Here is a 22,212-nt window from a genome sequence, read left to right as displayed (position 1 = left end):
AGGTGATGGATGGACCGCGCCGAGACAGGTGTGATCGTGCCACCGATCCAGAGGGTGGAGTCAGGAGGGAGGCAGCGCGTTTCCAGTCTCTCGGCCGGACATCCCCTGCCCGACAGGTCCGTGCCGAGTCGTTCTCGTATCTCCGTCGCTGTTCATGCCGCTGATCCCCTGCTGGACGCCGGTGTACGCAGCCTGCTCCGGCATCCGGCAATCACCATCAGCGACCAGTCGCCGACCACCGTGGATGTCTCCGTGATCGTGTCGGATGCCGTCGGCACAACCGCCTTGCGGCGACTGCTCATGCTGGCGCGCCGTGAGCGGGCACCGAAGGTCCTCGTCACCAGTCCGGTGCGGGATGCCGGCCTCCTGACCATCGTCGAGTGCGGCATCAACACGGTCATCTGGCGGCAGGACGCGACCGAGCAGCACCTGTGCAGGTCCGTCCTGGCAGCGGCGCACGGGGAGGGCGGAATGCCCCCGGACCTGCTTGCCCGACTGATGGCCCAGGTGGCCCGGTTGCGGGGCACGGATACCGGTCAACCGGGAGTGCGGGCTGGGCTCTCGTCACGAGAGGCCGATGTGGTCGGCTTGGTCGCCGAGGGCCTGAACACCGCCGAGATCGCCGGTCAGCTGGAAATCTCCGAACGTACGGTGAAGACCGTTCTGCGCGGTATGTCGGCACGGCTGGGCCTGCACAACCGTACGCATGCGGTGGCTTACGCATGGCGTGAGGGGTACATCTGAGTGGGCGTCCCGCTTCGATACCCGGCCCGGGTCGCCACTGCCCGGCCGGTCCGGCGGCCCGCTGTGGCGGACACCGCAGACACCGGGGCCTTCGGCTGCCCGGCTGCCCAGCCGTTCAACGGAATGCCACGCACCAGTGCACCGGCTGGCCGGACCGATCCGGCCGTCCGGCCGGCGGGCCCGTACCCGGGCGACACCGCCACATCCGTTCTCGATCAGGTCGGCGGGCGACGCGCCGCCGGATGAGTCATCCCTCGCACGGTCCACAGACTGGGAAAGTCTCCGCTTTGATCTACGCAATCGCCAGTGCCACCGCACTGCTCCTCCTCCTCGGCACACTGAACGACCTGCGCCGCTTCAGCAACGCCGTCTGCCTCGGCCTGACCGTCCTCCTGCTGGCCATCGGAGTCATCGGTGACGTGCTCAAGGCAACACCGCACACAGCGACGTACTGGCTGATGTACAGCCTGGTGGCGGCCAGCGTCGCCGCCGTGCTGCTCCTCACCGGGTACCTGCTGTTCAACGGTATGCAGATGTTGAGGAAAGAAGGCCGCAGCCTCGGCAACCTGCTGTCGCTCGCGGCGGGTCTGGGCATCCTGGCCGCAGGCCTGCTCCTGCTGGTCTCCATCAACGTGCAAGTGCGTCCACTGTCCATCGCCAGCGGCATCACCTTCATCGTGCTGTGCTACTTCGGTTTCCTGTTCGCCTGCTACGTCGGCTACGGCTACCTCTACGGCCGCATGGGGGTGCGCAAGCCCCTGGACTACATCGTCGTCCTGGGGTCCGGGCTGATCGGCGGCAACCGAGTACCGCCCCTGCTCGCCAGCCGCCTGGACCAAGGCCGAGCCGTCTGGCAACGGCAGAACCAGATCCACGGCAGGGCGCCGGTGCTCATCACCTCCGGAGGTCAGGGACCCGACGAGGATTTGCCCGAATCCCACGCCATGGCCCAGTACCTCATCGACAAGGGCGTGCCGTCCGAAAACATCTGGCGCGAGGACAACTCCCGCACCACAGAGCAGAATCTGCTGTACAGCAAAGCCATGATGGACAAGGCCACGCCCGGCTACCGGTGTTTGGTCGTCACCAACAACTACCACGCCTTCCGCGCCGCCCTGCTCGCCCGGGAGACGGGTGTCCCGGGCCAGGCACTGGGGTCACCCACCGCCCGCTACTTCCTGCCCAGCGCGACACTGCGAGAGTTCACAGCGGTGGTCTGGGCACGCAAGTTCGTCAACGGCGCCGCGTGCGTACTGCTTGCCCAGCAGTGCTGGGTCGTCATCTGGTGACACCACGCGCCGCTGCGGGCGCACTTCGCCCTGTCCCCGCGGCGGCGTCGCATTACTGCTGGAGTGAACAGTCCCGGGTCCGGTGGGTCAGCGGCGTGACCGATGGCCATCGCGGCCAGCCCGCACGCCATGCCCGTCCCGGCAGTCACGGAAGATCACTGGATGGTTCGGGGCGGGGCCCTGCAACACCTCGCTCAACGAGAGCCGCATGTGAGGACGGTCCCATCCCCCCCGGGGGGCCAGGCAGGGGCACAGGTGGACCTGCGGCCACGGGACTGGCTGACGCCTGTGCTCCGCCCTTGACAGCTGGGAGTTCACAGGCAGCGGACCACCGCTCTGCGTCTGTCAACTGGGCTGTCGCCCCTCAGGGTTACTGTCACGGTCGGACGTCGAGCTGCTGTGCGCTTGGCGTACGGTCAGTGCAGCGTCCGGCTCGAGGGCCGGGTGTGAGAACTGGGGAGGACGGTGTCGTGGCTTGAGTGCCGGCGAGGATGACTGGACCGCATGGGCGGCGTGCCGCACCACCGATCCCGACGAACTCTTCGTCGAGGGCGCGGCCCAGAACCGTGCCAAGGCGGTCTGCAGCAACTGCCCGGTGCGTACGGAGTGCCTTGCTCATGCTCTGGACCAGGAGATCGAGCACGGCATCTGGGGAGGGATGACTGCACGTGAGAGGCGCAGCCTCCTGCGGAGACGGCCGACCGTTACGTCCTGGCGTGAGCTGCTCGAAGCCGCACGAGCGGAACACGAGCAACAAGGCGGAAGGGACTCGAACGGTACTGGACGCCGTCGCGAGGTGGGCTGAGTCCGTCCCGGTCCGCACACCGTCTCAGCGTTGATGCGGTCGCGTGCACACCCGGAGGCTCTGGGCCGGACGGAGGAGGCTTCTCGTCCGTTGCAGGCGCGTGAAACCTCCTCAGCAAGCCTGCGGCACTCGAAGTCACCGTCTTGCCGAATGACCCCCGCGCGCCGTACCGGGACGACCGACTGCCGACGCGTCTTTGCCTGACGCCACGACCGTCCGGTCGATACGAGTGGGGAAAGGACCCCGCAGCAGGGGACGGGCCTGCCCTTTGCTGTCTCCTCGCGTCGCGCGGGCGGCTCCCGCCCCTGCTCGGCCGGTTGCGAGGAAGCCGGTGGGCTGGGCGAAGATCCGGGCGTCCGCGGGGGACTGGGTGTGCGCGGTCGTGCGGTCGCAGGCCGCGTGGTGAAGGTGCAGGCGGACGGAGGTGAGCGCGGTTCACCACTCGTTTCGGCCTGCGGGCGCGCCTCGCGCCGCCGACCTGTGGAGGTCGGCCAGCGAGGACGGCGGCGGTGGTCCGAGCGTGGCTCGTGCGGACGGTCAGCGGCAGGACCGTGTGGGTCTGGCAGCGGTGGACGGCATACAGGATCGGAGGCAGAGGCGGTTGGGCCAGAACCGCGAGCAGCCAGACGCCCGAACTCCGATACCCCGTTGGGCAGCAGGTCGTGAAGGGCGGTCGCGGGGTGCCACCTCATCCGGGCGGGGCCGCTCCGCCCACGGTGGCCGGCTCCGGCGGGTCGATGGCCTGGGTGCCCCGCGCGGACCAGTCGGTGGTCGTGATCACGGGACGCCCTCCCATTCGTCGGAAGTCCAGGTCACCTCTGGAGACGGCTGCCCTCGATGGCGACGCGGCGTCCTGCACGGGTGTGCGGGAAGTAGTCCCATACGGCGTGGTGTTGGACGCTGCGGTTGTCCCAGAGCACGAGGGTGCGCTCCTGCCAGCGGACGCGGCACTGCAGAAGCGGGGTCCGGGCGATGTGTGTGTACAGCATCGCCAGCAGGGCGTCGCTCTCAGTGCGCGACAGTTGGGTGATGTGCGAGGTGTAGGGGGCGTTGACGAAGAGCAGCTTGCGGCCGTTCTCCGGGTGCCGGACGACGAGGGGCTGTTCGGTGCGCGGCACGTCGTATTCGGCGGGCGGGGTCAGGCCGGCGTCCGTCCAGGGCTTGGCGCCGTCGTGGAGTGCGGTCAGACCGTCCAGGAAGCCGCGCAGGGCGGGCGAGAGCATGTCGTAGGCGAGGTGCATGTTGGCGAACAGGGTGTCGCCGCCGCTGCCGCCTTCGGGAATCGTGGTGATGTACAGCGCGGATCCGAGGGAGGGTTCGGCGTCTGCGGTGCCGTCGGAGTGCCATCCGTTGCCGGCGACGGCCTTGGAGTCCCTGTCCGCCTTGATCTCCAGGATGTGCGGGTCGGATCCCTCGATGGGCAGGGCCACGGGGTGCAGTTCGCCGAAGAGGCCCGCGAACCGTTTGTGTTCCTCGGGGGTCAGGTCCTGGTCGCGGAAGACGAGGACGTGGTGGGTGTGGAAGGCGTGCTTCAGTTCCTTTTCCTGCTGGGTGGTCAGTTCGCGGGAGAGGTCGAGGCCGGTGACCTCAGCGCCCAGTACCGGGGTGAGGGGTGTGAGGGAGAGAGTCTCGTAGGGTTCGGGGGAGCGCGTGGTGAGCTGTTCCACGGCTTGCAGGGCGTAGTTCTCCATGAGTGCCTCCTGGTCAGGTCGGTCGGGTCGGGGTGGGCTGGGGGAGGGGCGGGAGTGAACCTCCGTGTCCACACGACACACGTCGGTGATGTCCGCGGGGTCTGGTGCGGCGACGGCGGTGCGCCGGAAGGATCGTGCGGGCAGGCGGGTGTAGGGGTGGGACGCGGCGGCCTCTTCAGCTTCCGGCGACGCGGTACGGGGCGGCACGCGGGGAGTCCGGAGCCGCGGCCAGTGCGGCGGCGAGGGACTCCACATGAGGGCGTGTGAAGAGTCCGTAGTGGTCGGTGTTGACGCGGTGCACGGCGTACGGCGCGGCCAGATGCGCGTCCCAGGCGTCCGGGGCGGTCTGGGCGGGTGCCAGGAGGCGCTCCGGGACGGGGCGCTGAGCCAGCCACAGCGTGGTGGGGGTGCGGGTGAGCCGAGGCAGGGGGTGACCGGCCATCGCGGTGAGGTTGGCCCGGCAGCAGCGCGCGAGACGTTCCGCGTAGGCCCGGCCGGCGGCCGTCAGCCGGTCGGCGCCGTTGCCGCTCAGCTCGCGGGTGAACACGGCCGCCACCCGCTCCTCGTCGTAGGCGGCATACAGGTCGCCGGTGCCCGGCGGGGGCGGGTCGAGGAGGTGGAGGGAGTCGACGGGGTGGCCGGTCCGCTCGGCCAGGGCGCTCATGGACAGCGCGATCCAGGCTCCGAAGGACCAGCCCGCGAGGAACAGCCGACGGTCGGCGCGGGGGACCGCCGCTCGTACGGCCTCCAGGTACTGGGCGGCGCGGTCGGTCACGGATTGGGCGGGCAGGTCCGGATCGCGCAGCCTGGGGTCGGGGATCAGACACAGGGTCAGGTCTGCGGGCAGGGCGGCGGCCAGGGGCCGGTAGGCCTGGATGTCACCGCCGACCGGGTGGACCAGGCACAGCGTGTCGCGTCCCGTTCCGCGCTGCCACACTTCCACTTCCACGGTGGCCGGGCCGGACGCGGCGGTGCGCAGATGCCCGGCGATCTCCGTGATGCTCACGCGGTGGCTGAGCTGGGACAGGTCTATGTCGGTGCCGTATCGGCGTTTGATCTCTTCCAGGAGATCCAGCAGGGTGAGTGAGTCGGTGCCCAGGTCGTAGAGCGCGGCTTCCGGGTCGATCGCGTCCACGCCGAGCAGGCGGCGCACGATCTCGGTCAGCTCGGCGGCGGGGGCGGGCGTGGCCGTGGTCGCGGAGGCCGGCGAGGTGCCCCATGCCGCCTTCGCGGCGTACGGCCCGCGGGGTGCTGCCCGTGTCGTGCCGGACGAGCGCGTGGGATCTACTGCGCCCGCACGGAACGTCGGTGCTGGCTCCGGTTCGTAGAAGTGGTGTGCCTGGGCAAGGGGTGTGGTGCTGACCATGAGATGGGGCAGGCGCAGGTCCAGGGCATGCTGGAACACGTCCGCTCCGTCCTCGGGGGTCAGTGCGACCGCCAGGTGATCGTGGTGGCGGGCGTCGGTGAGCCGCGCGTGCTGCGCCATTCCGACCTCGCGCCAGGCGTCCCAGCCGATGCTGATGCGCGCGGTGGTACCGGCCTTGCCGGGAGGCGTGTAGTGGGCGCAGGCGTCCAGGCAGGCGTTGGCCGCCGCGTAGTCGAACTGGCCGACCCCGCCGAACCGGGACGCCATCGACGAGCAGTAGACGGCGTAGTCCGGTGTGTGTTCGGCGATGAGCCGTTCGACGAGCAGGGCACCACGCAGCTTGGCCGCCGTGGTGAGTCGGGCGGCGGCCGGGTCGCGGCGGGCGAGGAGGACGCCGGCGGCCGTGCCGATGGCGTGCACGATCCCGGTGAGCTGCGCCAGGTGCGGGGCGAGCCGGGCCGCGACCCGGGTCAGGTCGTCCGAGGCCAGGTCGGCCCGTACGAGGGTGAGGCGGTCCTGGTGAGGACGGAGCACGGGTGGTGTCCCGGCGCCGCGCGCGACGAGGACGACCCGGTTTCCGGGATCATGCAGCAGGCGGGCGGCCAGGGTGCTGCCGATGCCGCCGCTGCCACCGAGCACCAGATGCGTTCCGGGGGAGGGGGAGGCGTGCGTGCGCGGGGCCGGCGAGTTCGCGGCCACGGGGTGCAGGACGCGGTGCCACCAGAAGCCGTCGCGCAGGGCGCTCTGCGACGCGGTGAGGGTCTCGTCGAGCAGCAGGTCGGGCAGATACGCCGCCCAGTCGGCCGGGCGAGGGGTGGGCAGGTCGGTCCAGCGCAGAGGGATGCCCAATTCCTGCCGGGGTACCTCCAGGGCGGCGGCGAGCAGGCCGGCGGCCGGGGTGCGGACGGTACCGGTCACCGGCTGGGCTCCGTGGGACAGCAGCCGGACCCGGGGGCGCCGGATGCCGGGGATGTCTGCCAGGGCGCGGGTGAGTGCGGCGACCGTGTCCAGACACGCCCACTGGGCCGACTCCAGGACGTGTGCGTCGAGGACGTCGCCCAGGGCCAGTGGCAGGGTGTGCAGCCAGTCGACTCCGTCGGCGGACCGCACCGCCGGCATGTCCAGCAGAGCGGCCAGCTGTGCGGGGTCGGCGGGGTCGGCCTCGTAACAGTCCTCACCGACGCGGGTGAGGGCGTGGGCGCGGGTGGCCCGCACGACGACCAGCCGAGCGTAGTGGTCCTTCAGGAACCGCCACTGTCCGGTGGCCGCGTCCGCGTCGGTGACCACCACGGCGGTGCGCAGCGGCTCGTGGGCGCCGGTGCGGGCGCGGCGCAGCCGGGTCCACAGGGGCTGGTGCAGCCACTGGTCGGCGGGCAGCCGGTCAGGGCGCGAGGTGTGGTCGGTGAGGACCGCGCCGGTCGTGGTGGACGCGCGGGGGAAGTCGTGGTCGGTGGTGTCGAAAGCGGGCGGCGGGAAGTCCCAGGGGGCGGGGGCGGGCCCGTGGGACCAGTCGAGGGTGTGGCCGTCCGTCCAGGCCTCGGTGAGTGCGTGGGGGTCCTTGCCCCGGGCGGGTATCGGGTCGTGCGGGTCCGGCGCCGTGATCTCGAAAGCCGAGCCGAGCCACGCTACGGCCGAGGCGGCGTCCGGGCAGACCGCCCCGGCGCGGTGCGCGAGCGCGGGCCGTCCGGCCTGGAGGTGGCGCAGGACCTGAGGATAGGTCTCGGGGTGCGCGGTGAGATAGGCGGCGACACGGCGTGCGTCTGAGCGTACCGAGGCCGGGGAACTGCCGGACAGCGGCAGGCAGGGCAGCGGCTCCGGCGGGGTCGGCGACGGGGCCGGGGCCGGCTGTTCCAGCAGCAGATGCGCGTTGGTGCCGCCGATGCCGAAGCTGCTCACGGCGGCCAGGCGCGGCCGGCCGGTCGGCCAGGGCTCGGCGGTGACCGGGACACGGAAGGGGCCGTCGTCGATCTCCGGGTTGAGCCGGTCGAAGTCGGCCGTCGGCGGGACGATCCCGTGGTGCACGGCGAGCACCGCACGCACCAGGCCGACGACACCCGCCGCCGCGCCCAGGTGGCCGATCTGGCTCTTTACGGAGGACAGCGCCACCCGGGCGTCGTCCGCGAGGCCGTACGCCTGGCGCAGCGCCGCCGCCTCCACGGGGTCGCCGAGCCGGGTGCCGGTGCCGTGCGCCTCGACGTACCCGAGGGCGGTGGCGTCGCGGCCGCTGCGGAGCAGCGCGGCACGGATCACGGCCCGCTGCCCGGCCACCGACGGAGCGCTGTAACCGAGCTTGTCGTGACCGTCGTTGTTGAGGCCGGAACCGGTGATGACGGCGTACACGGTGTCGCCGTCCCGGCGGGCCGCGGACAGCGGCTTGAGGACGACCATGCCCGCGCCGCTGCCGCCGACGGTCCCCCGGGCGTCCGCGCTGAAGGGCCGGCAGTGCCCGTCCGGGGAGAAGATGTGCTGAGGCCGGTAGGTGTATCCGCCGGTGAGTTCGGTGTCGACCAGGACGCCGCCGACGAGCATGACGTCGGCGTCGCCCTGCCGCAGCATGCCCGCGGCCACGTGCACGGCGGCGAGCGAGCTGGAGCAGGCGGACTGGAGGGTGAACGCCGGCCCGGTGAGCCCCAGATGGTAGGCGGCCTTGGTGGCGAGGAAGTCCTTCTCCTGGTGCAGCGCCAGCCGGAAGGCGTCGGGCAGCGCGTCCGGGTCGCCCTCGCGCAGCATCCTCTGGAAGTAGGTGTTCTCGCCGCAGGAGGCGACCAGGCCCACGCGCCGGCTGCCGGGGTCGGCGAGACCGGCGTGGGCGAGCGCCTCGACGCAGTTCATGAGCAGGTGGCGTTGCTGGGGGTCCATCAGCCGCGCTTCTTGCGGGCTGATCGTGAAGCGGTCCGGGTCGAAGGCGAGAAGACCCGCCATCTGGCTGCGGGCCCCGACCGTCCCGTCCGGTGCGGGAAAGTGCTCGATGCCGCGCCGTCCGGAGGTGACCAGGTCCCAGAAGGCGGCGAGGTCGGGCGCGCCCGGCAGCCGTACGGCCATGCCGATGACGGCGACGGGTTCCTCGGGCCGGACGGGTTCTGTCCCGGGGCCGGGGCCGGGGGTGGTTGCCGTACGGCCGTCCAGGAGCCGGGCCAGCGCGCGCGGGGTGACGTGTTCGAACAGGTCGGGGACGCCGAACGGGAGATCACCCTCACCTGAGCACCTCAACTGGAAGCGCATCAGGTCCAGACTGGTGGCGCCCGCCTCGAAGAATCTCTGGTCGGCGGCGACCGCCTTGCCGGTGACGGCCTCGAACAGATCGGTCAGTCTTCGCTCGAGAGGGCTGAGGGCACTCTCGGCGTCTCCGGCGGCCTTCAGTTCGTGGCCCGGGGCGGTGAGGGCCGCTCTGCGGTCCAGTTTTCCGCTCGGGGTGCGCGGCAGCTCGCTGATACGCCGGAAGCGGGCGACGCGCACGTGGGCGGGCAGCAGGCCGGAGAGGTGGGCGGCGAGCGCGGCCGGGTCGGGATCGTCGCCCCGGCATTCCAGGGACGCCGAGAGCCGGCCGTCGGTGACGGAGGCGGCCGCGCCCGTGACCCCGGGGAATGTCAGCAACGCGGCCTCGACCTGCCCCAGCTCGAGTCGGTGACCGCCGAGCTTCACCTGGCCGTCGTCGCGGCCCGCACAGTGCAGCAGGCCCTCCTGGTCGAAGCGGGCCAGGTCGCCGGTGCGGTAGAGGGTTCCGAGTACCGGATCCTCGACGAACCGGTCGTGATGGGCGGCCGGGTCGCCCAGGTAGCAGCGTCCGGCCATCTGCCCGCCGATCAGCAGCTCGCCGGTGACGTCGGGCGGGACGGGTAGCCCGCCCTCGTCGACCACCCGCAGCACGGCGTGCGACACCGGCCGCCCGATGGCGGGCCGGTCGGGCCAGCCGGCGGGGTCGCCCTCCAGGCACAGGGCGCTGACGACATGCGTCTCCGTGGGACCGTAGTGGTTGAACAGACGAGCGCCGGGCAGGCCGGCGAACCAGCGCCGGATCACATCGGTGCACACCAGCTGCTCGCCCGCCGTCACCACCTCGCGCAGCCGGGACGGGAACCGCCCGGTGCGCACGCCGTGCTCGGCAAGGAGCTGCAGAGCCACGTACGGCAGGAAGATCCGCTCTGCCCCGCCGCTCTCCAACTGGTCCAGCAGCGTCGGGACGTCGTGCCGCCATGCGGGGTCGACCAGACGCAGCAGGCCTCCCGCGCACAAGGTGGTGAGTATCTCCTGGAAGGAGACGTCGAAGGACAGCATGGAGAACTGCTGGGTGACAGCGGGCAGGGCGAGGCCGCCCTCGGTGCGCTGCCAGGTGAGGAGATTGCACAGGGTCCGGTCGGGGACCTGGACGCCCTTGGGAGTGCCGGTCGAGCCGGAGGTGAACAAGGTGTACAGCGGCCGCACCGCCGGGCGGTGGGGCACCAGAGCGGCCTGTGGGGAGTCGGCGAGGGTCAGGGGGTGCCGGGGCAGGTCGGGCGGGGCCAGGGCGTCGAGGTCCCCGAGGTGCTCGGGGGCGGCCAGTACGCACAGCGGATCCGCCTGTGCGAGGACGTGGCGCAGCAGCGACGGCGGGTAGGTGGGGTCGAGGGGGACGACGGTCAGGTTGAGGCGGGCGGCGGCGAGGACCGCCACGACGTGCTCGACGGAGGGCCGCAGGTAGAGCGCGACGGACGCCGGCGCGGCGGGGTCGGCGGGGACGCGGGCGCTCAGGACGGCGGCCAGCTCGTTGGCGTGCGCGTCGAGTTCGGCGTAGGTCAGACGGCCCCGGCCGTCGGTGACGGCCGGGGCATCGGGGGTGCGGGCCACCTGCCGGGCGAAGCCTTCGGCGACGGTCGGGAAATCGGGATCCTGGGCGGAGCCGCGGCCGGTGCCGTGCACGGACAGGCGGTAGGGGGCGACGAGGTCCCTGAGGGGGATGCCGGGGTTCTTGGTCAGATGGTCCAGGGTCTGGCCGAAGAGCCGGGCTGCGGCGTCGGCGCGGTCGGCGCCGATGTCGTCGCGGTACTCCCACAGGCAGTCGAAGCCGCCTTCGTGCTCGACGACGGACAGCACCAGGGCGCACTTGGCGCCCAGGGGTTCGGGCCATCTCGGCCTGACCTTGCACGCGTCCAGACGGACCGTTTCGAAACGGGTGTTCTCCAGGACGAAGAGGTAGTCGAACAGCGGGGCGCGTTCGCGCAGCGCCGGTTCGGTCAGCAGGTCGGCGAGCGCGACCTCCTGACTCTCCAGGACGGTTCGCACGGTCTCGGCGTGCGCGGCGAGGTGGGCGCCCAGCGAATCCTCCGGGCGCGCGACGAGGCCGAGGAGGACGGTGTTGGCGAACATGCCGACGGTCTCGGCGAACTCCGGCCGGGGCCGGTTGGCCACGGGGGTGGCGATCAGGGGACGGCTCTGCCCGGTCACGCCGTACAGGCTCGCGGTGAACGCGGACACCAGGAACTGGAACCTGGTCAGGCCGAGTTCCGCCGCCCGGCGGTCCACGGCCTCGCGCCCGGCCAGGTCCACGGAGGTGCGCAGCAGCCGCGCCCGCTGCCGGGCCGGGCCTGCGGGAGCGGGCAGGACAGGTGACGCTTCGGGGGCGCGGCCGTAGTGGGCGCGCAGGTCGGCGCGGCGCTGTCCGTAGGCCGGCGTGGCGTGCCAGGCCCGCTGCCAGCGGGCGAAGTCGAGCGGGGTGACGGCGGGTGCCGGACGGCCGTCCCGTCCGGCGCAGGCGTCGCTCAGGTCGCGGAAGAGGAGATTGAGGGACCAGCCGTCCACGGCCACGTGGTGCAGGTGGAGCAGAAGCAGACCGCCGTCCGGACGCTGCGCCCAGGCCACCCGGAGCATGCGGTGGTCGGTCAGATCGAATCGCCGGGCGAGGAAGCGGCCGGCGGTCTCCTGCCAGTCTTCCCCCGCCCGTACGTCCGTCTCGTGCCAGGGGTCGTACGGTTCCTCGGTGCGCTGCCGCAGGCCGTCCGGGGTGGGCACCAGCCGGGTGCGCAGGGCCGGGTGCCGTTCGACGAGTTCGCGGGCCGCACGGTGCAGGGCTCGGACATCGACGCCGCCCTTGATGTCGAGGACGAGGGGGACCTCGTAGGAGCGGTCGTCCGGGTCTCGCTGGTGGAGGAGCCAGAGGCGTTCCTGCTCACCGGTGGCCGGCGCGTCCGTGACACCGGAGGCGGCCGCCACCGGCGGGTGGTCGCCTGCGCCGGCGTCCGGGGCGTGGACCGCGTCGGCGAGGGTGGCGAAGTCGGAGCGCAGCACGAGGTGCTGCGGCAGGTCGACGCCGTGGCGTTTCAGGATCTCGAAGCGGAACTGCAGGGCCTTCAACGAGTCTCCGCCATGCGCGATCCAGCGGTCGTCGGGGCGCAGGCCGGTGGTCCCGAGGATCTCCTGCGCGAGTTCCAGGACGGGTTGGTGGCGGCTGCTGACGGGGGCTTCGCTCTTGCGGGTGCGGGTCCACGCCGGTCCGGCGCTGCGCAGCAGGGCGGCCTGGTCGACCTTGCCGTTGGCGGTCAGCGGGAGTGCGGACACGAGGTGGGTGCGGTGCGGGCGCATGTACGCGGGCAGGGTGGCGGCGAGATGGGACTCGTAGGCGTCGAAGTCCAGGTCGTCGCCCAGGACGAGGAAGGCCAGCAGTTCGTTGCGGTCCGAGGGGTCACGGAGGGGGCAGACATGGGTCTGGCGGACGGCGGGATGGGTCAGGAGCTGCCGTTCGACCTCGCCGGGTTCGATGCGGAACCCGCGCACCTTGACCTGCCGGTCGGCCCGGCCGACGTAGGTGACCAGGCCTTCGGTGTCCTGCCGGACCAGGTCGCCGGTGCGGTACCAGCGGCGGAGGCGGTGGTGCTCGTCGTGCAGTTCGACGAAGCTCCGCTCGGTCTGTGCGGGCAGATTGAGGTAGCCGCGGGCCAGCGCCTCTCCGGAAAGGAGAAGTTCGGCGACCGCGCCCGGCTCGGCTCGCGACCCGTTCTCGGCGCGCAGGAGCATGCCGGTGCCGGGCAGGACGGTGCCGATGGGGATCGTGTCGCCGCGGAAGTCCCGCGGTATGGGGTGGCACAGGGCGAAGGTGGTTGCCTCGGTCGGTCCGTAGGCGTTGTGCAGGATGGTGGACGAGGCGGGGTTGGCGTCGTACCAGCGGCGTATCAGGGGAGCGTTGAGCCGGTCGCCGCCGATGAGGACCTGGGCCGCGTCGGAGAAGCACCCGGGGACCTTGTCGATGACCGCGTTGAACAGGGCGACGGTGATGAACAGGGTGTCGACGCGGTTGGTGCGTAGCTTCCGGGCGAGCCGGTCCGGGCTGTGGACGTCGGTGTCGTCGAGGACGACGCAGGTGCCGCCGGTGAGCAGGGGGGTCCAGACCTCGAAGCTGATCGCGTCGAATGCGGGGTTGGACAGGCAGGCGTAGCGGGCGCCGGGCCACAGCCGGATGTAGCCGGGGTGGGCCAGCCGCAGGACACCCGCGTCGGTGACCTCGACTCCCTTGGGGCGCCCGGTGCTGCCGGAGGTGTAGAAGACGAAGCCGGTGCCGGTGTCGTTGCTCGGGGTGGCGGCTGTGGAGGGGCCGTCGGCCGGGGCGGGCGCGTCGGCCGGCTGCGGGGGATCGAGCAGCGGGCCGGGGCGCAGGCCGGCGGGTGTGCCGTCGTCGTCGCGGATCACCGTGACGGCGTCACAGTCGGTGAGGATGTGGTGCTGTCGGTCGGGCGGGCTGAGCCGGTCCAGGGGAACGACGGCGGCTCCGGCACGGCGGATGCCCAGCATGACGCAGATCAGCTGCCAGGAGCGGGGCAGCGCGACGGCGACGGTGTGTCCGGGCCGCACTCCGCGGGCGCGCAGCCGTTCGGCCACCCGGGCACTGAGCATGTCCAGCTCGGCGTAGTCGAGGGTGCGGGTGCCGTCCTCGACGGCCGTGGCGCGCGGGGTGCGGCGGGCCTGGGCGAGGACGGCGTCGGCGAGCGCACTCGGTGCGGCGGAGGGGGTGGGCGGTGTCATTCTCCCTCCCGCACGGAGTCAGCCGGAGCGGGGGTCACGCCGGACTCCGCCGAGAGACGAGCCAGTTCGGCGGTGATCAGCGCGCCGACGCGGGCTGCCGAATCGCCTTCCAGGATCTCCCAGTGATCGCACTTCATCGTCTCGACGTGGAACGCGCCCTGGGCGCGACGCCGCCAGAAGTCGCGGATCTCGGCGTGGAGGGGGGTGTCGGTGCCGTCGGGCACGGCCTGGGCGAGTACCAGCCGGACCGGGGAGGGCGCCGGGACGTGGTCGCGTGCGGTGAGCCGGTTGTGGTTGTAGATCCGGAAGTAGCGGTCGACCTGGGCGTCGTCTATCCCGGGGTACATCCCGTTGAACCTCACGAGTTTGTCGCGGAACTCGGCCGCGTCGACCTCGGTGATCCCTTCGCGGGCGGAGGGGTCGTCGCTGGCTTGTGTGTCGAGGAGGACGACGCTCACGTCCTGGCGTCCGGACCGGCCGAGCAGCCGTCCCATCTCGTGGGCGACGACACCTCCGTAGGAGAGGCCGGTCAGGACGACGGGGCCGTCGCCGAGGGGCTCGAGCATGCGCAGATAGGTTTCCGCCATGGCCTCGACGGTGGGCAGGACGTCCTCGCCGGGGTTCACTCCCGGTGACTGGATGCCGTGGAGTGCGACGTGTTCGGGCAGGAAGGAGGCCAGGGGCAGGTAGCAGAAGGCGGTGCCGCCGGCGGGGTGGACGCACACCACCCGCGGGCCGGTGCCCGTGCGGAATTCGATGACGCTGCCGGAGGTGTGATGGCGGCCGTCCTCGCGCAGGAGGGTGCCGAGCGCCTCGATCGTGGGCCGCACCATGACCTCGGCGACGGGCAGGTGCCGGCCGAAGGCCTCGGTGACCTCGTGGGCCATCTTGATGGCTGACAGGGAGGTACCGCCGACGTCGAAGAAGTTGTCGCTGACACCGATGTCGGGGTGGAGCAGTATGCGGTGCCAAATCCGGTACAGGGTGTGTTCGACGTGGTCACGTGGGCTGGCGGTGTTGACCCGGGCGGTGGTGTGCTCGTGCACGAGCCGCAGCACTTCGGCCCGGTCCGCCTTGCCGCTGCGGTTGAGCGGGAGGGACTCGAGACCGAGGACGGTGGCTGGGATCATGTACTCGGGCAGCCGGCGGGCGAGCGCGGCGCGCAGGTCGTCGCCGGAATCCGAGGTGCCGGTTTTGCCGACGGCGGCGACCAGACGGGGTTGCCCGGCGGGGTCGAGGTCCGTGAGGACGACGGCTTCTCGGACGCCGGGCAGGGCCATGAGCGCGGCCTCGATCTCGGCGGGTTCGACCCGGAAGCCGCGCAGCTTGACCTGGTCGTCGGCGCGACCCGCGTAGTGGGCCTGGCCGTCTTGGTCCCAGCGGCCGAGATCCCCGGTGCGGTAGACGCGCTCGCCGGGCACGAAGGGGTCCGGCAGGAAGCGTTCCTCGGTGAGATCGGATCGGCCGAGGTAGCCGCGGGCCAGGGAGGCGCCGCCCAGGTAGATCTCGCCGATGACACCGGGCGGTACGGGGCGCATGCGGCCGTCGAGGATGTACAGGCGGGTGCCGGGCAGCGGCCGGCCGATGGGGCAGGGCCGCTCCAGCGGGCGGGGGGTGTAGTAGGCGGTGCTGTACAGGGTCGCTTCGGTGGGACCGTACCCGAAACAGATCCGCAGACCGGGCAGGTGCTGTGTCATGCGGTGCAGGGCGGCCTCGGTGAGGGACTCGACACCGGTCAGCAGGGTGCGCAGAGGCAGGTCGCGCAGCCGGGCGGCGGGGTCCTCGTCGATCCACTTGACGTAGGCGGGTGGGAGGAAGGCCTGACTGACCTGGCGCTCGCGCATCCAGGTGAGCAGGGCGGCCGGGTCGCCGCGCAGTTCCTCGGGAACGATGTGTACGGCGCCGCCGGTGGTCAGGGGCAGCAGCAGTTCGTGGATGGAGGCGTCGAATCCGATGCTGGACCAGGCGGAGCCGATGTCACCCGGGGCAGTGCCCATCCGCTCGTGCCAGGCAGCGAAGAGGTTGAGGACACTGCGGTGCTGGACCGCGACGCCTTTGGGCCGTCCGGTGGACCCGGAGGTGAAGATCACGTAGGCGGTTCGGTCGGCGACGCGGCCGGTGTCGGGCGGCGGATGCTGCCCCGTGGACGACTCGGTCTCGACGGCGTGGAGGTCGAGCCAGTCGGCGGGCCGGTCGTGTGGGCCGTGGTCACTCAGGATCACGGAGCAGGCGGCGTCCTGGGCCATGCCAGTGAGGCGGTCCGGTGGCTGCTGCGGGTCGAACGGGACGTAGACGGCGCCTGCTTTGAGGATGCCCAGAATGCCGGTGACCAGTCGGCAGGTGCGGTGTGCGTGCAGCCCCACCGCGTCGCCGGGACGCACACCGCGGGCGGTCAGGGCGTGCGCGAGCCGGTTGGCGCGGTCCTCGAGGGTGGCGTAGTCAAGAGCGCCGTCCCGGTCGGCGACCGCGGTGCGGGTGGGATGCAGGCGGGCCTGGAGCTCGAAGAGGGAGGCGAGATCGTCAGCCGCGCGCAGGGAGGCGGCCGTCGCGTCGGACGGTACGGCGGCCGTGGCGTCGCCCGAACGGAAGAGCTGGGCTCGTTCGTCGGGCGTCATGATGTCCAGGTCGCGTATGTCCCGGTCCGGGTGCCGGGCGAGGTCGGTCAGCAGATGCTTCAGGTGGTCCGCCCAGCGCCGGGCGGTTGTCTGGCCAATGAGGGCGGTCGCGTAGTCGAATTGCGCGGTGAGCATTCCCTGCGACTCGGTGGCGGACAGGGTGAGGTCGAACTTGGCCGGGGCCGTGGTGATCGGGAGAGGACGGGCCTCGACCCCGGGTATGTGCAGCAGGTCGACGCGGTCCGGCGCCCAGGCCAGCATGGTCTGGAACAAAGGGGTGTGGGATGCGCTGCGTGGGGGGTTGACCAGTTCGACGATGCGTTCGAGGGGCACGTCCTGGTGGGCCAGCGCTTCGCGGACGGCGGTGCGGGTGCGGGCGAGAGCTTGTGTCCCGGTGGGAGCTCCGGAAAGATCGATACGGATCGGCAGCGAGTTGACGAAGAAGCCGATGGCATCGGCGGATCCGGGCCCGCGCCGGCCGGCGACGGGCGTTCCGACAACGATGTCTGTCTGGCCGGACAGTCGTGACAGCAGCATGGCCCAGCCGGTCAGGGCCGCTACGAACAGGGTGGCGCGGTGCTCGCGGGCGAGGCGCCGCAGAGCTGCGGTCGTATCGGCGTCCAGGCGGAACTCGACGCGGCCCCCGTCGTAGTCCTGTTCGGCCGGCCGCAGGCCGTCGTAGGGCAATTCGAGTACGGGCGGCGCGTCACGCAGCGCCTTCTTCCAGTACTCCTCCTGGTCCGTGAGCGACCCGTCGAGCAAGGCTCGCTGTTGGGCCTCGACGTGATCGGTGTACTGCGTCGCCAGTACGGGCAAGGGAACGGGCGTGCCGTCGAGCAGCGCCCGGTAGACGAGACCGACTTCACGCATCATCACGTTCATCGAGGCGCCGTCGTAGATGCAGTGATGGAACGTCAGGAGGAGGACGTGGTGCTCGGCGCCCAGGTGGAGTAGCCGGCCGCGGCCGAGGGGTCCGGACGCGAGATCGAACGGATCGGTGCACTCGTCCCGCTGGCGTGCGGCCAGGCGGGCGGCGGGATCGTCGGCGTCGGTGAGGTCTTCGTAGGTGAGGGCGAAGCCCGTTTCCGGCGGATCGATGTGCTGTTGCACGCCGCCCGCCTCGGCCACCAGCCTGGTGCGCAGGGTTTCGTGGCGGTCAGTCAGCGCGTCGAAGGACCGCGTCAGTGTGCCACGGTCGAGAGGGCCGGTCAGGGCGTAGGCGATGCTCTCGTTGTATGCGGCCTTGGCGCCCGGCAATTGCGACAGGAACCACAGGCGTTGCTGAGCAAAAGAGGCGGGACGGACCGTGGGAAGCGTGTGCTGCACGGGCAAGGGTCTTGCCTTCCTGTCGAAACGGCGCCGCAGAGTATTCCAGCGCTCTGAAAGTGCTGGCGTGACGGAGAGCGATATCGAGAAAGGAATTCTGAGGCAGGACGGAAGTCGCCTCGGGTAGAGGAAATGTAATTACCAGAAACGTGCCAGTCGACCGGATGACCAAGCCAGTGTGCTGGCTGGCCGGAAGTCTCATGGATATCCGTGAGACAACGGTGATCATCAATCAGGTGCCGAAGTGATGTCAACACTTGACTTCCGGGGCCTGATGGGTGCAGGTGCAGCACCCCGCCGAGGGTGGGGGGAGTGGAGAATGGCCCAAAAGACCTCAGATACCGGATATGTCGATAGGCCGAAACGGATGGTGATGTGGGCCTAGTGCAGCTGATCGGGTTCGAGGCGGGCGCCTCCGTGGTGAGACCGGGCTGTGGCGGCCATCTGGTCGAAGGTGTCCTTGGGTCGCTCCCCCTCCGGACCGAACCCGCAGCTCCCTGCGGAGGAAAAGTGGGAGGTGTGGGCACCCGGCGGCCCGGACGGGAAGGTCGCCCTTCCGGTCGCGGGCCCGACGGTGGGGACCCGGGCACCCGTTTCGCGATGCTCTCCCGCCCGGAGACGCCGACCGACACCTCGTCCCGCGCGAGATGGCACTCGACCGGTTCATCCGGCAGGCGTTGGAGAGGGCCGGGTGGTCGACCTGGCCCGTCCTCGGGCACGTGCCCGGCCAGGAAGGGACCAGGGCGGAGGAGCCGGCGGCCGAGGTGCTGACGTCCCGTTAGGCGTCTCGGCGGGAGCGGAGTAGCTGATGTCGCCGCACAGACCCCGGCCGCTGGAGCCCGCACCGGTGACATGCCACTGAACCGAAACGCTGTGCGGTCGTAGTTCTGTCTCGAGAGCCACGGTCGGACAGCACCGCGCAGCGGACGGCCTTCGGCTCCGACGGACGACGATACGAATGGAGACCACATTGACGCCCCCCGGTTGGCAGCCCGGTGACCGACAGCCGCGCCGTACGGAGGACGAGCACGCGCCGGAACCGGTTGGCGAAGACTGGCTGGTACGCCGTGAGGTGGGGTCGCCCACGGTGGCGGACGACCTCGACGACGAACTGGGACCGCCCGCCGGCCGCCGCCCGCGCGGGGGCGTGATCCGTCGTCTGCGTGCGTTCGGGCGCCAAGCTCCTGCACCCGCGGGGCACCAGGACGAGGAGCGCGAGGACGAGCTCCAGATGTTCCAGCCCTTCGGCTCGCGTGACTCCCTGCGGCCTACACCCGAGCGGGACGAGGAACGGTTCGGTCAGGACGGGAACGAGCACGGGCGTGGCGGGCTGAAGCAGTGGGTGGGCCGACACCGTACACCGGTACTGGCTGCCACCGCCCTCACGGTTGCTCTCAGCGTCGCCGTCCCCGTACTGCTGGCCCGAGAGGGAGGTGACTCCGACCGTGTGACGGCCGAGTCATCGGGCGGGAACGACTCGACCTCCGACCTGCTCGGCGACATGCCGTCGGCGCTGCCGGATGTGAGCGGACGACCATCCGCGTCCGGCGACGGTCCGAGCGAGGACGGCAGGACCGGAACGAAGAACGACGCCGCTGCTGGGGGCGACGGCCCCGCCGGCAAGGAGCGCCCAGCCGGCGACGGTGCGGACTCCCACCCCACCGCAGGCGACGATGCGTCCGGCTCCGGTGACGAAGCAGAATCAGAAGCGGACAGTCGGCCGCCGGCCGACGACCCCGACCCGTACATGATTCCCGTAGGCAGGGGGCAGTGGGAGGGAGCGAGCCATGTGCTGGCGGCTGAGGGGACCAGCAGGTGCCTGGTCCGACAGGACGCCCGGGCCGTCGGTCAGGGTGCGTGCGGACCGGACCGCTGGAGCCGCCACGGTATGGGCGCCGACACGTACTTGCTCAAGCACATCGGTGCCAACCGCTGTCTGGACACCGACGGGAGCAAGCTGTACCTCTCCGACTGCACCACCGCGGACAGCGGTCAGGTGTGGCGTCTGACGGCGGCGGACGGCTGCGGCGTCACCATCCTCAGCGTGCCGTTCGGAACACGCGTGAGCGCAGCGGGCGACACGGGCGTGGCGGCGTCATCGTCGGGCACCATGTGGCGGGCGCCCTCGCTGTTCGACGGCTGCTGACGGGCCGGACGAGGCCATCGTCCATGGGCCGCCGTGTTCTTCCCTGGGGCTGGCATCCGTCGTTCACGTCCCTCATTCCGGGTCGAACCGGCCCGGTCCCCAGGACGTAGTCAGTGATGAGTCCGTCGGTGCGGCATATGGCGCGCGCATCGGTGTTTGAAGCGAAGCGGAGACTGCCCATGCCCGTCGTCCTGGTTCACGGCGTCCCCGAGACCCCCGAGGTCTGGGACGAGCTGCGTCCGTTGCTCGGCCGCGACAGCGTCGCGCTGTCCCTGCCCGGATTCGGCACCCCGCTGCCGGAGGGAGTCGCCCCGACGAAGGAGTTCTACGCCGACTGGCTGATCGGTGCACTTAAGGAACTGGAAGGCCCGATCGATCTCGTCGGCCACGACTGGGGCGCGCTGCTGACCGCGCGGGTCGCCACGACGAGGTCGGTGCAGCTGCGCAGCTGGGTGATGGACGTGGCGTGCATCTACCACCCGTCCTATGTCTGGCACGACATGGCCCAGACTTGGCAGACGCCCGAGGCGGGTGAGGCATTCATGGCGCACGCGCTGACCACCCCGCCGGAGCGTCCCGACAGCACCGCGTCGGCGATGCGCGGCTGGAGGGTGCCCGAGGAGCACGCGCTGGCCATGAGTGGGCGGATCGACCGGAGGATGTGCGATGCGATTCTGTCGCTCTACCGCTCCGCAGCCCCGAACGTCTATGCCGACTGGGGGACGACGACCGGAACTCCGGAGAGCCCTGGTCTGGTACTGATCCCGAAGAAGGACCACGTCGAGGACCCGGAGATGTCGCAGCAGACGGCCGATATCCTCGGCGCTCGTTACGTCGAACTCCCCTATCTCGGGCACTGGTGGATGCTGGAGGACCCCGATCACAGCGCCTGGGAGCTGACCACGTTCTGGGACTCCCTGGACTGAGCGGCGGGGCGGTGGTGTGAACTACCCTCGCTCCGCCGCCGGGAGCGCGGTGATCAGCTGTACGAGACCGGGCTTGATGATCACTTCCTCGGCGGCGGCCGGCTGGCAGGTGAATGGACCGAGCCCGCGGACCACGTCGGCTTCGAGCGTGGTAGGGGTGCGCAGCGCCCAGGTGGGGTGTCGTGGAGGACTCGGCTGGGATTGCGGTGGCCTGCGGGTCGTCAGGGCGGCGGCGCGTCACCGCGACTTGCCGCGTACGTGCTCTGGGGCCCACCTCCCCAGCGGGGAAGAGAGGCGGGCCGGCCCTCTCGTAGCGGGCCTGCACGTCCTCGGCGATGTCGGTGTGGTCTGGCAAGTCGAGGGCGACGTCTTCGGGGTCATCATGAAGTTGTGGCAGGATTCGGCGCTTGGCTGCCTGTCGGCTCTTGAGTTGCAGAGCGTTACTGATCCCGCACGGGCGAGTAAGTCGCAATCGAGCACGTCAGGTGAACGGCTGCTTTGCGACCGCAGGAGGTAGCGGGCTCCTCCTGCGGTCGTACCTCGGCGCGGTGCCATCAGACGGCGGACCCATGTGCTGCGCAGTCACGCGGTTGTGACGCGCTGCGTAACCCCTCTAGGAACCACGACTCGCCACGACTGCCTGACCAGTCCGACTTCAGTGGCAGACGATCCCTCTTCGATGGCAGAGGACAGCGGACGGTTGCGCGGATCTGCGGTGTGGTCCTTTCGGGCCGTACCGAACGCTGAGTGACTACCTGGAGGCGGGGGCGTTGGGCCGGTTTTCGGTTGGTGCATCGGGTTTGGCGGAAGACGACCCGATGGTGTGATGGCGAGCGATGTGTACAACCACACCGCCCTTGCTGAAGTCGTACTGCTCACAACCATCAGCGGCCCCGGGGATCCTGTCACTCCAGCGCTCTTTCCCGGGTGTCGCGCATCGGGGAGCAGATCCGTATGACCTACCGCTTCAACACCCCGCCCGGCTGGCCGACTCCCGCTCCAGGTTGGACGCCTCCACCGGGCTGGCAGCCGGACCCGTCCTGGCCCGCGCCTCCTCCGGGGTGGCAGCTGTGGCTGCCGGAGCAGTCGACGGTCCCGTCGGTGGCTCCGTCCACTGTCGGCGGCGCAGCGGGGACTAGCCCCAATGCCGGTGACTTAGTTGGCCTGCTCTCGTTGGTTGTGGTGTGGCGAGGGTGGGGCAGGTCAAGTCGCCTGCGGGTGAGCGGTTGTCGGACCGGATTGCGATTGGGGTGCTGACGCGGGCGTTTCCGCCGCAACTGATCGATGAGGTGGTCGCGGAGACCGGGCGGGGCGA

At 71.0% G+C, this 22,212-nt stretch carries 8 protein-coding genes; 5 read left to right on the top strand and 3 right to left on the bottom strand.

All coding sequences use genetic code 11. The features are described 5' to 3' along the window. Positions 1–9 precede the first annotated feature (9 nt). The 3 genes from KUM32_RS18170 to KUM32_RS18160 all read left to right on the top strand — a co-directional run bounded on the left by KUM32_RS18170 (position 10) and on the right by KUM32_RS18160 (position 2,838). Entirely contained in the window at positions 10–744 is a 735-nt protein-coding gene (locus tag KUM32_RS18170; RefSeq protein ID WP_217142968.1) for a response regulator transcription factor, read from the top strand. 287 nt (positions 745–1,031) lie between these two features. After that, the gene (locus KUM32_RS18165) at positions 1,032–2,033 is read left to right on the top strand and encodes a YdcF family protein (protein ID WP_254405756.1); all 1,002 of its coding nucleotides are present in this window, start codon (positions 1,032–1,034) and stop codon (positions 2,031–2,033) included. A gap of 475 nt (positions 2,034–2,508) precedes the next feature. Beyond that, complete coding sequence (locus tag KUM32_RS18160) at positions 2,509–2,838, top strand: WhiB family transcriptional regulator (protein WP_217142966.1); 330 nt, start codon at positions 2,509–2,511, stop codon at positions 2,836–2,838. A gap of 812 nt (positions 2,839–3,650) precedes the next feature. Here KUM32_RS18160 and KUM32_RS18155 read toward each other — a convergent pair. The 3 genes from KUM32_RS18155 to KUM32_RS18145 form a co-directional block, all read right to left on the bottom strand. After that, positions 3,651–4,529 (bottom strand): TauD/TfdA family dioxygenase, encoded by an 879-nt coding sequence (locus KUM32_RS18155; protein WP_217142965.1) that lies wholly within the window; start codon positions 4,527–4,529, stop codon positions 3,651–3,653. Positions 4,530–4,704: 175 nt separating this feature from the next. Beyond that, positions 4,705–13,884, bottom strand: coding sequence for a non-ribosomal peptide synthetase (locus KUM32_RS18150; protein WP_217142964.1), 9,180 nt, complete (start codon positions 13,882–13,884; stop codon positions 4,705–4,707). Next, positions 13,881–17,825 carry a non-ribosomal peptide synthetase gene (locus tag KUM32_RS18145; protein ID WP_217142989.1) on the bottom strand — a complete coding sequence of 1,315 codons (3,945 nt, stop codon included), beginning with the start codon at positions 17,823–17,825 and terminating at the stop codon, positions 13,881–13,883. The genes KUM32_RS18150 and KUM32_RS18145 overlap by 4 nt, the downstream gene beginning before the upstream one ends. Positions 17,826–18,912: 1,087 nt before the next feature. Between KUM32_RS18145 and KUM32_RS18140 the strand changes: the two genes are divergently transcribed. Together KUM32_RS18140 and KUM32_RS18135 are read left to right on the top strand one after the other, a co-directional pair. Continuing rightward, positions 18,913–19,971, top strand: a complete 1,059-nt coding sequence (locus KUM32_RS18140; RefSeq protein WP_217142963.1) for an RICIN domain-containing protein — start codon at positions 18,913–18,915, stop codon at positions 19,969–19,971. 179 nt (positions 19,972–20,150) lie between these two features. Then, the gene (locus tag KUM32_RS18135) at positions 20,151–20,897 is read left to right on the top strand and encodes an alpha/beta fold hydrolase (RefSeq protein ID WP_217142962.1); all 747 of its coding nucleotides are present in this window, start codon (positions 20,151–20,153) and stop codon (positions 20,895–20,897) included. Positions 20,898–22,212: the final 1,315 nt, after the last annotated feature.

It is taken from the genome of Streptomyces sp. AC627_RSS907 (assembly GCF_019049165.1).
The sequence above is the reverse complement of the archived record's forward strand: the minus strand, read 5'-3'. Positions and strand labels throughout refer to the sequence as shown.

What these genes read in the sequence shown, in the direction of transcription:
- KUM32_RS18155 (WP_217142965.1), bottom strand. Translation starts at nt 4,529, where the DNA reads ATGGAGAACTACGCCCTGCAAGCCGTGGAACAGCTCACCACGCGCTCC.
- KUM32_RS18170 (WP_217142968.1), top strand. Translation starts at nt 10, where the DNA reads ATGGACCGCGCCGAGACAGGTGTGATCGTGCCACCGATCCAGAGGGTG.
- KUM32_RS18135 (WP_217142962.1), top strand. Translation starts at nt 20,151, where the DNA reads ATGCCCGTCGTCCTGGTTCACGGCGTCCCCGAGACCCCCGAGGTCTGG.
- KUM32_RS18150 (WP_217142964.1), bottom strand. Translation starts at nt 13,884, where the DNA reads ATGACACCGCCCACCCCCTCCGCCGCACCGAGTGCGCTCGCCGACGCC.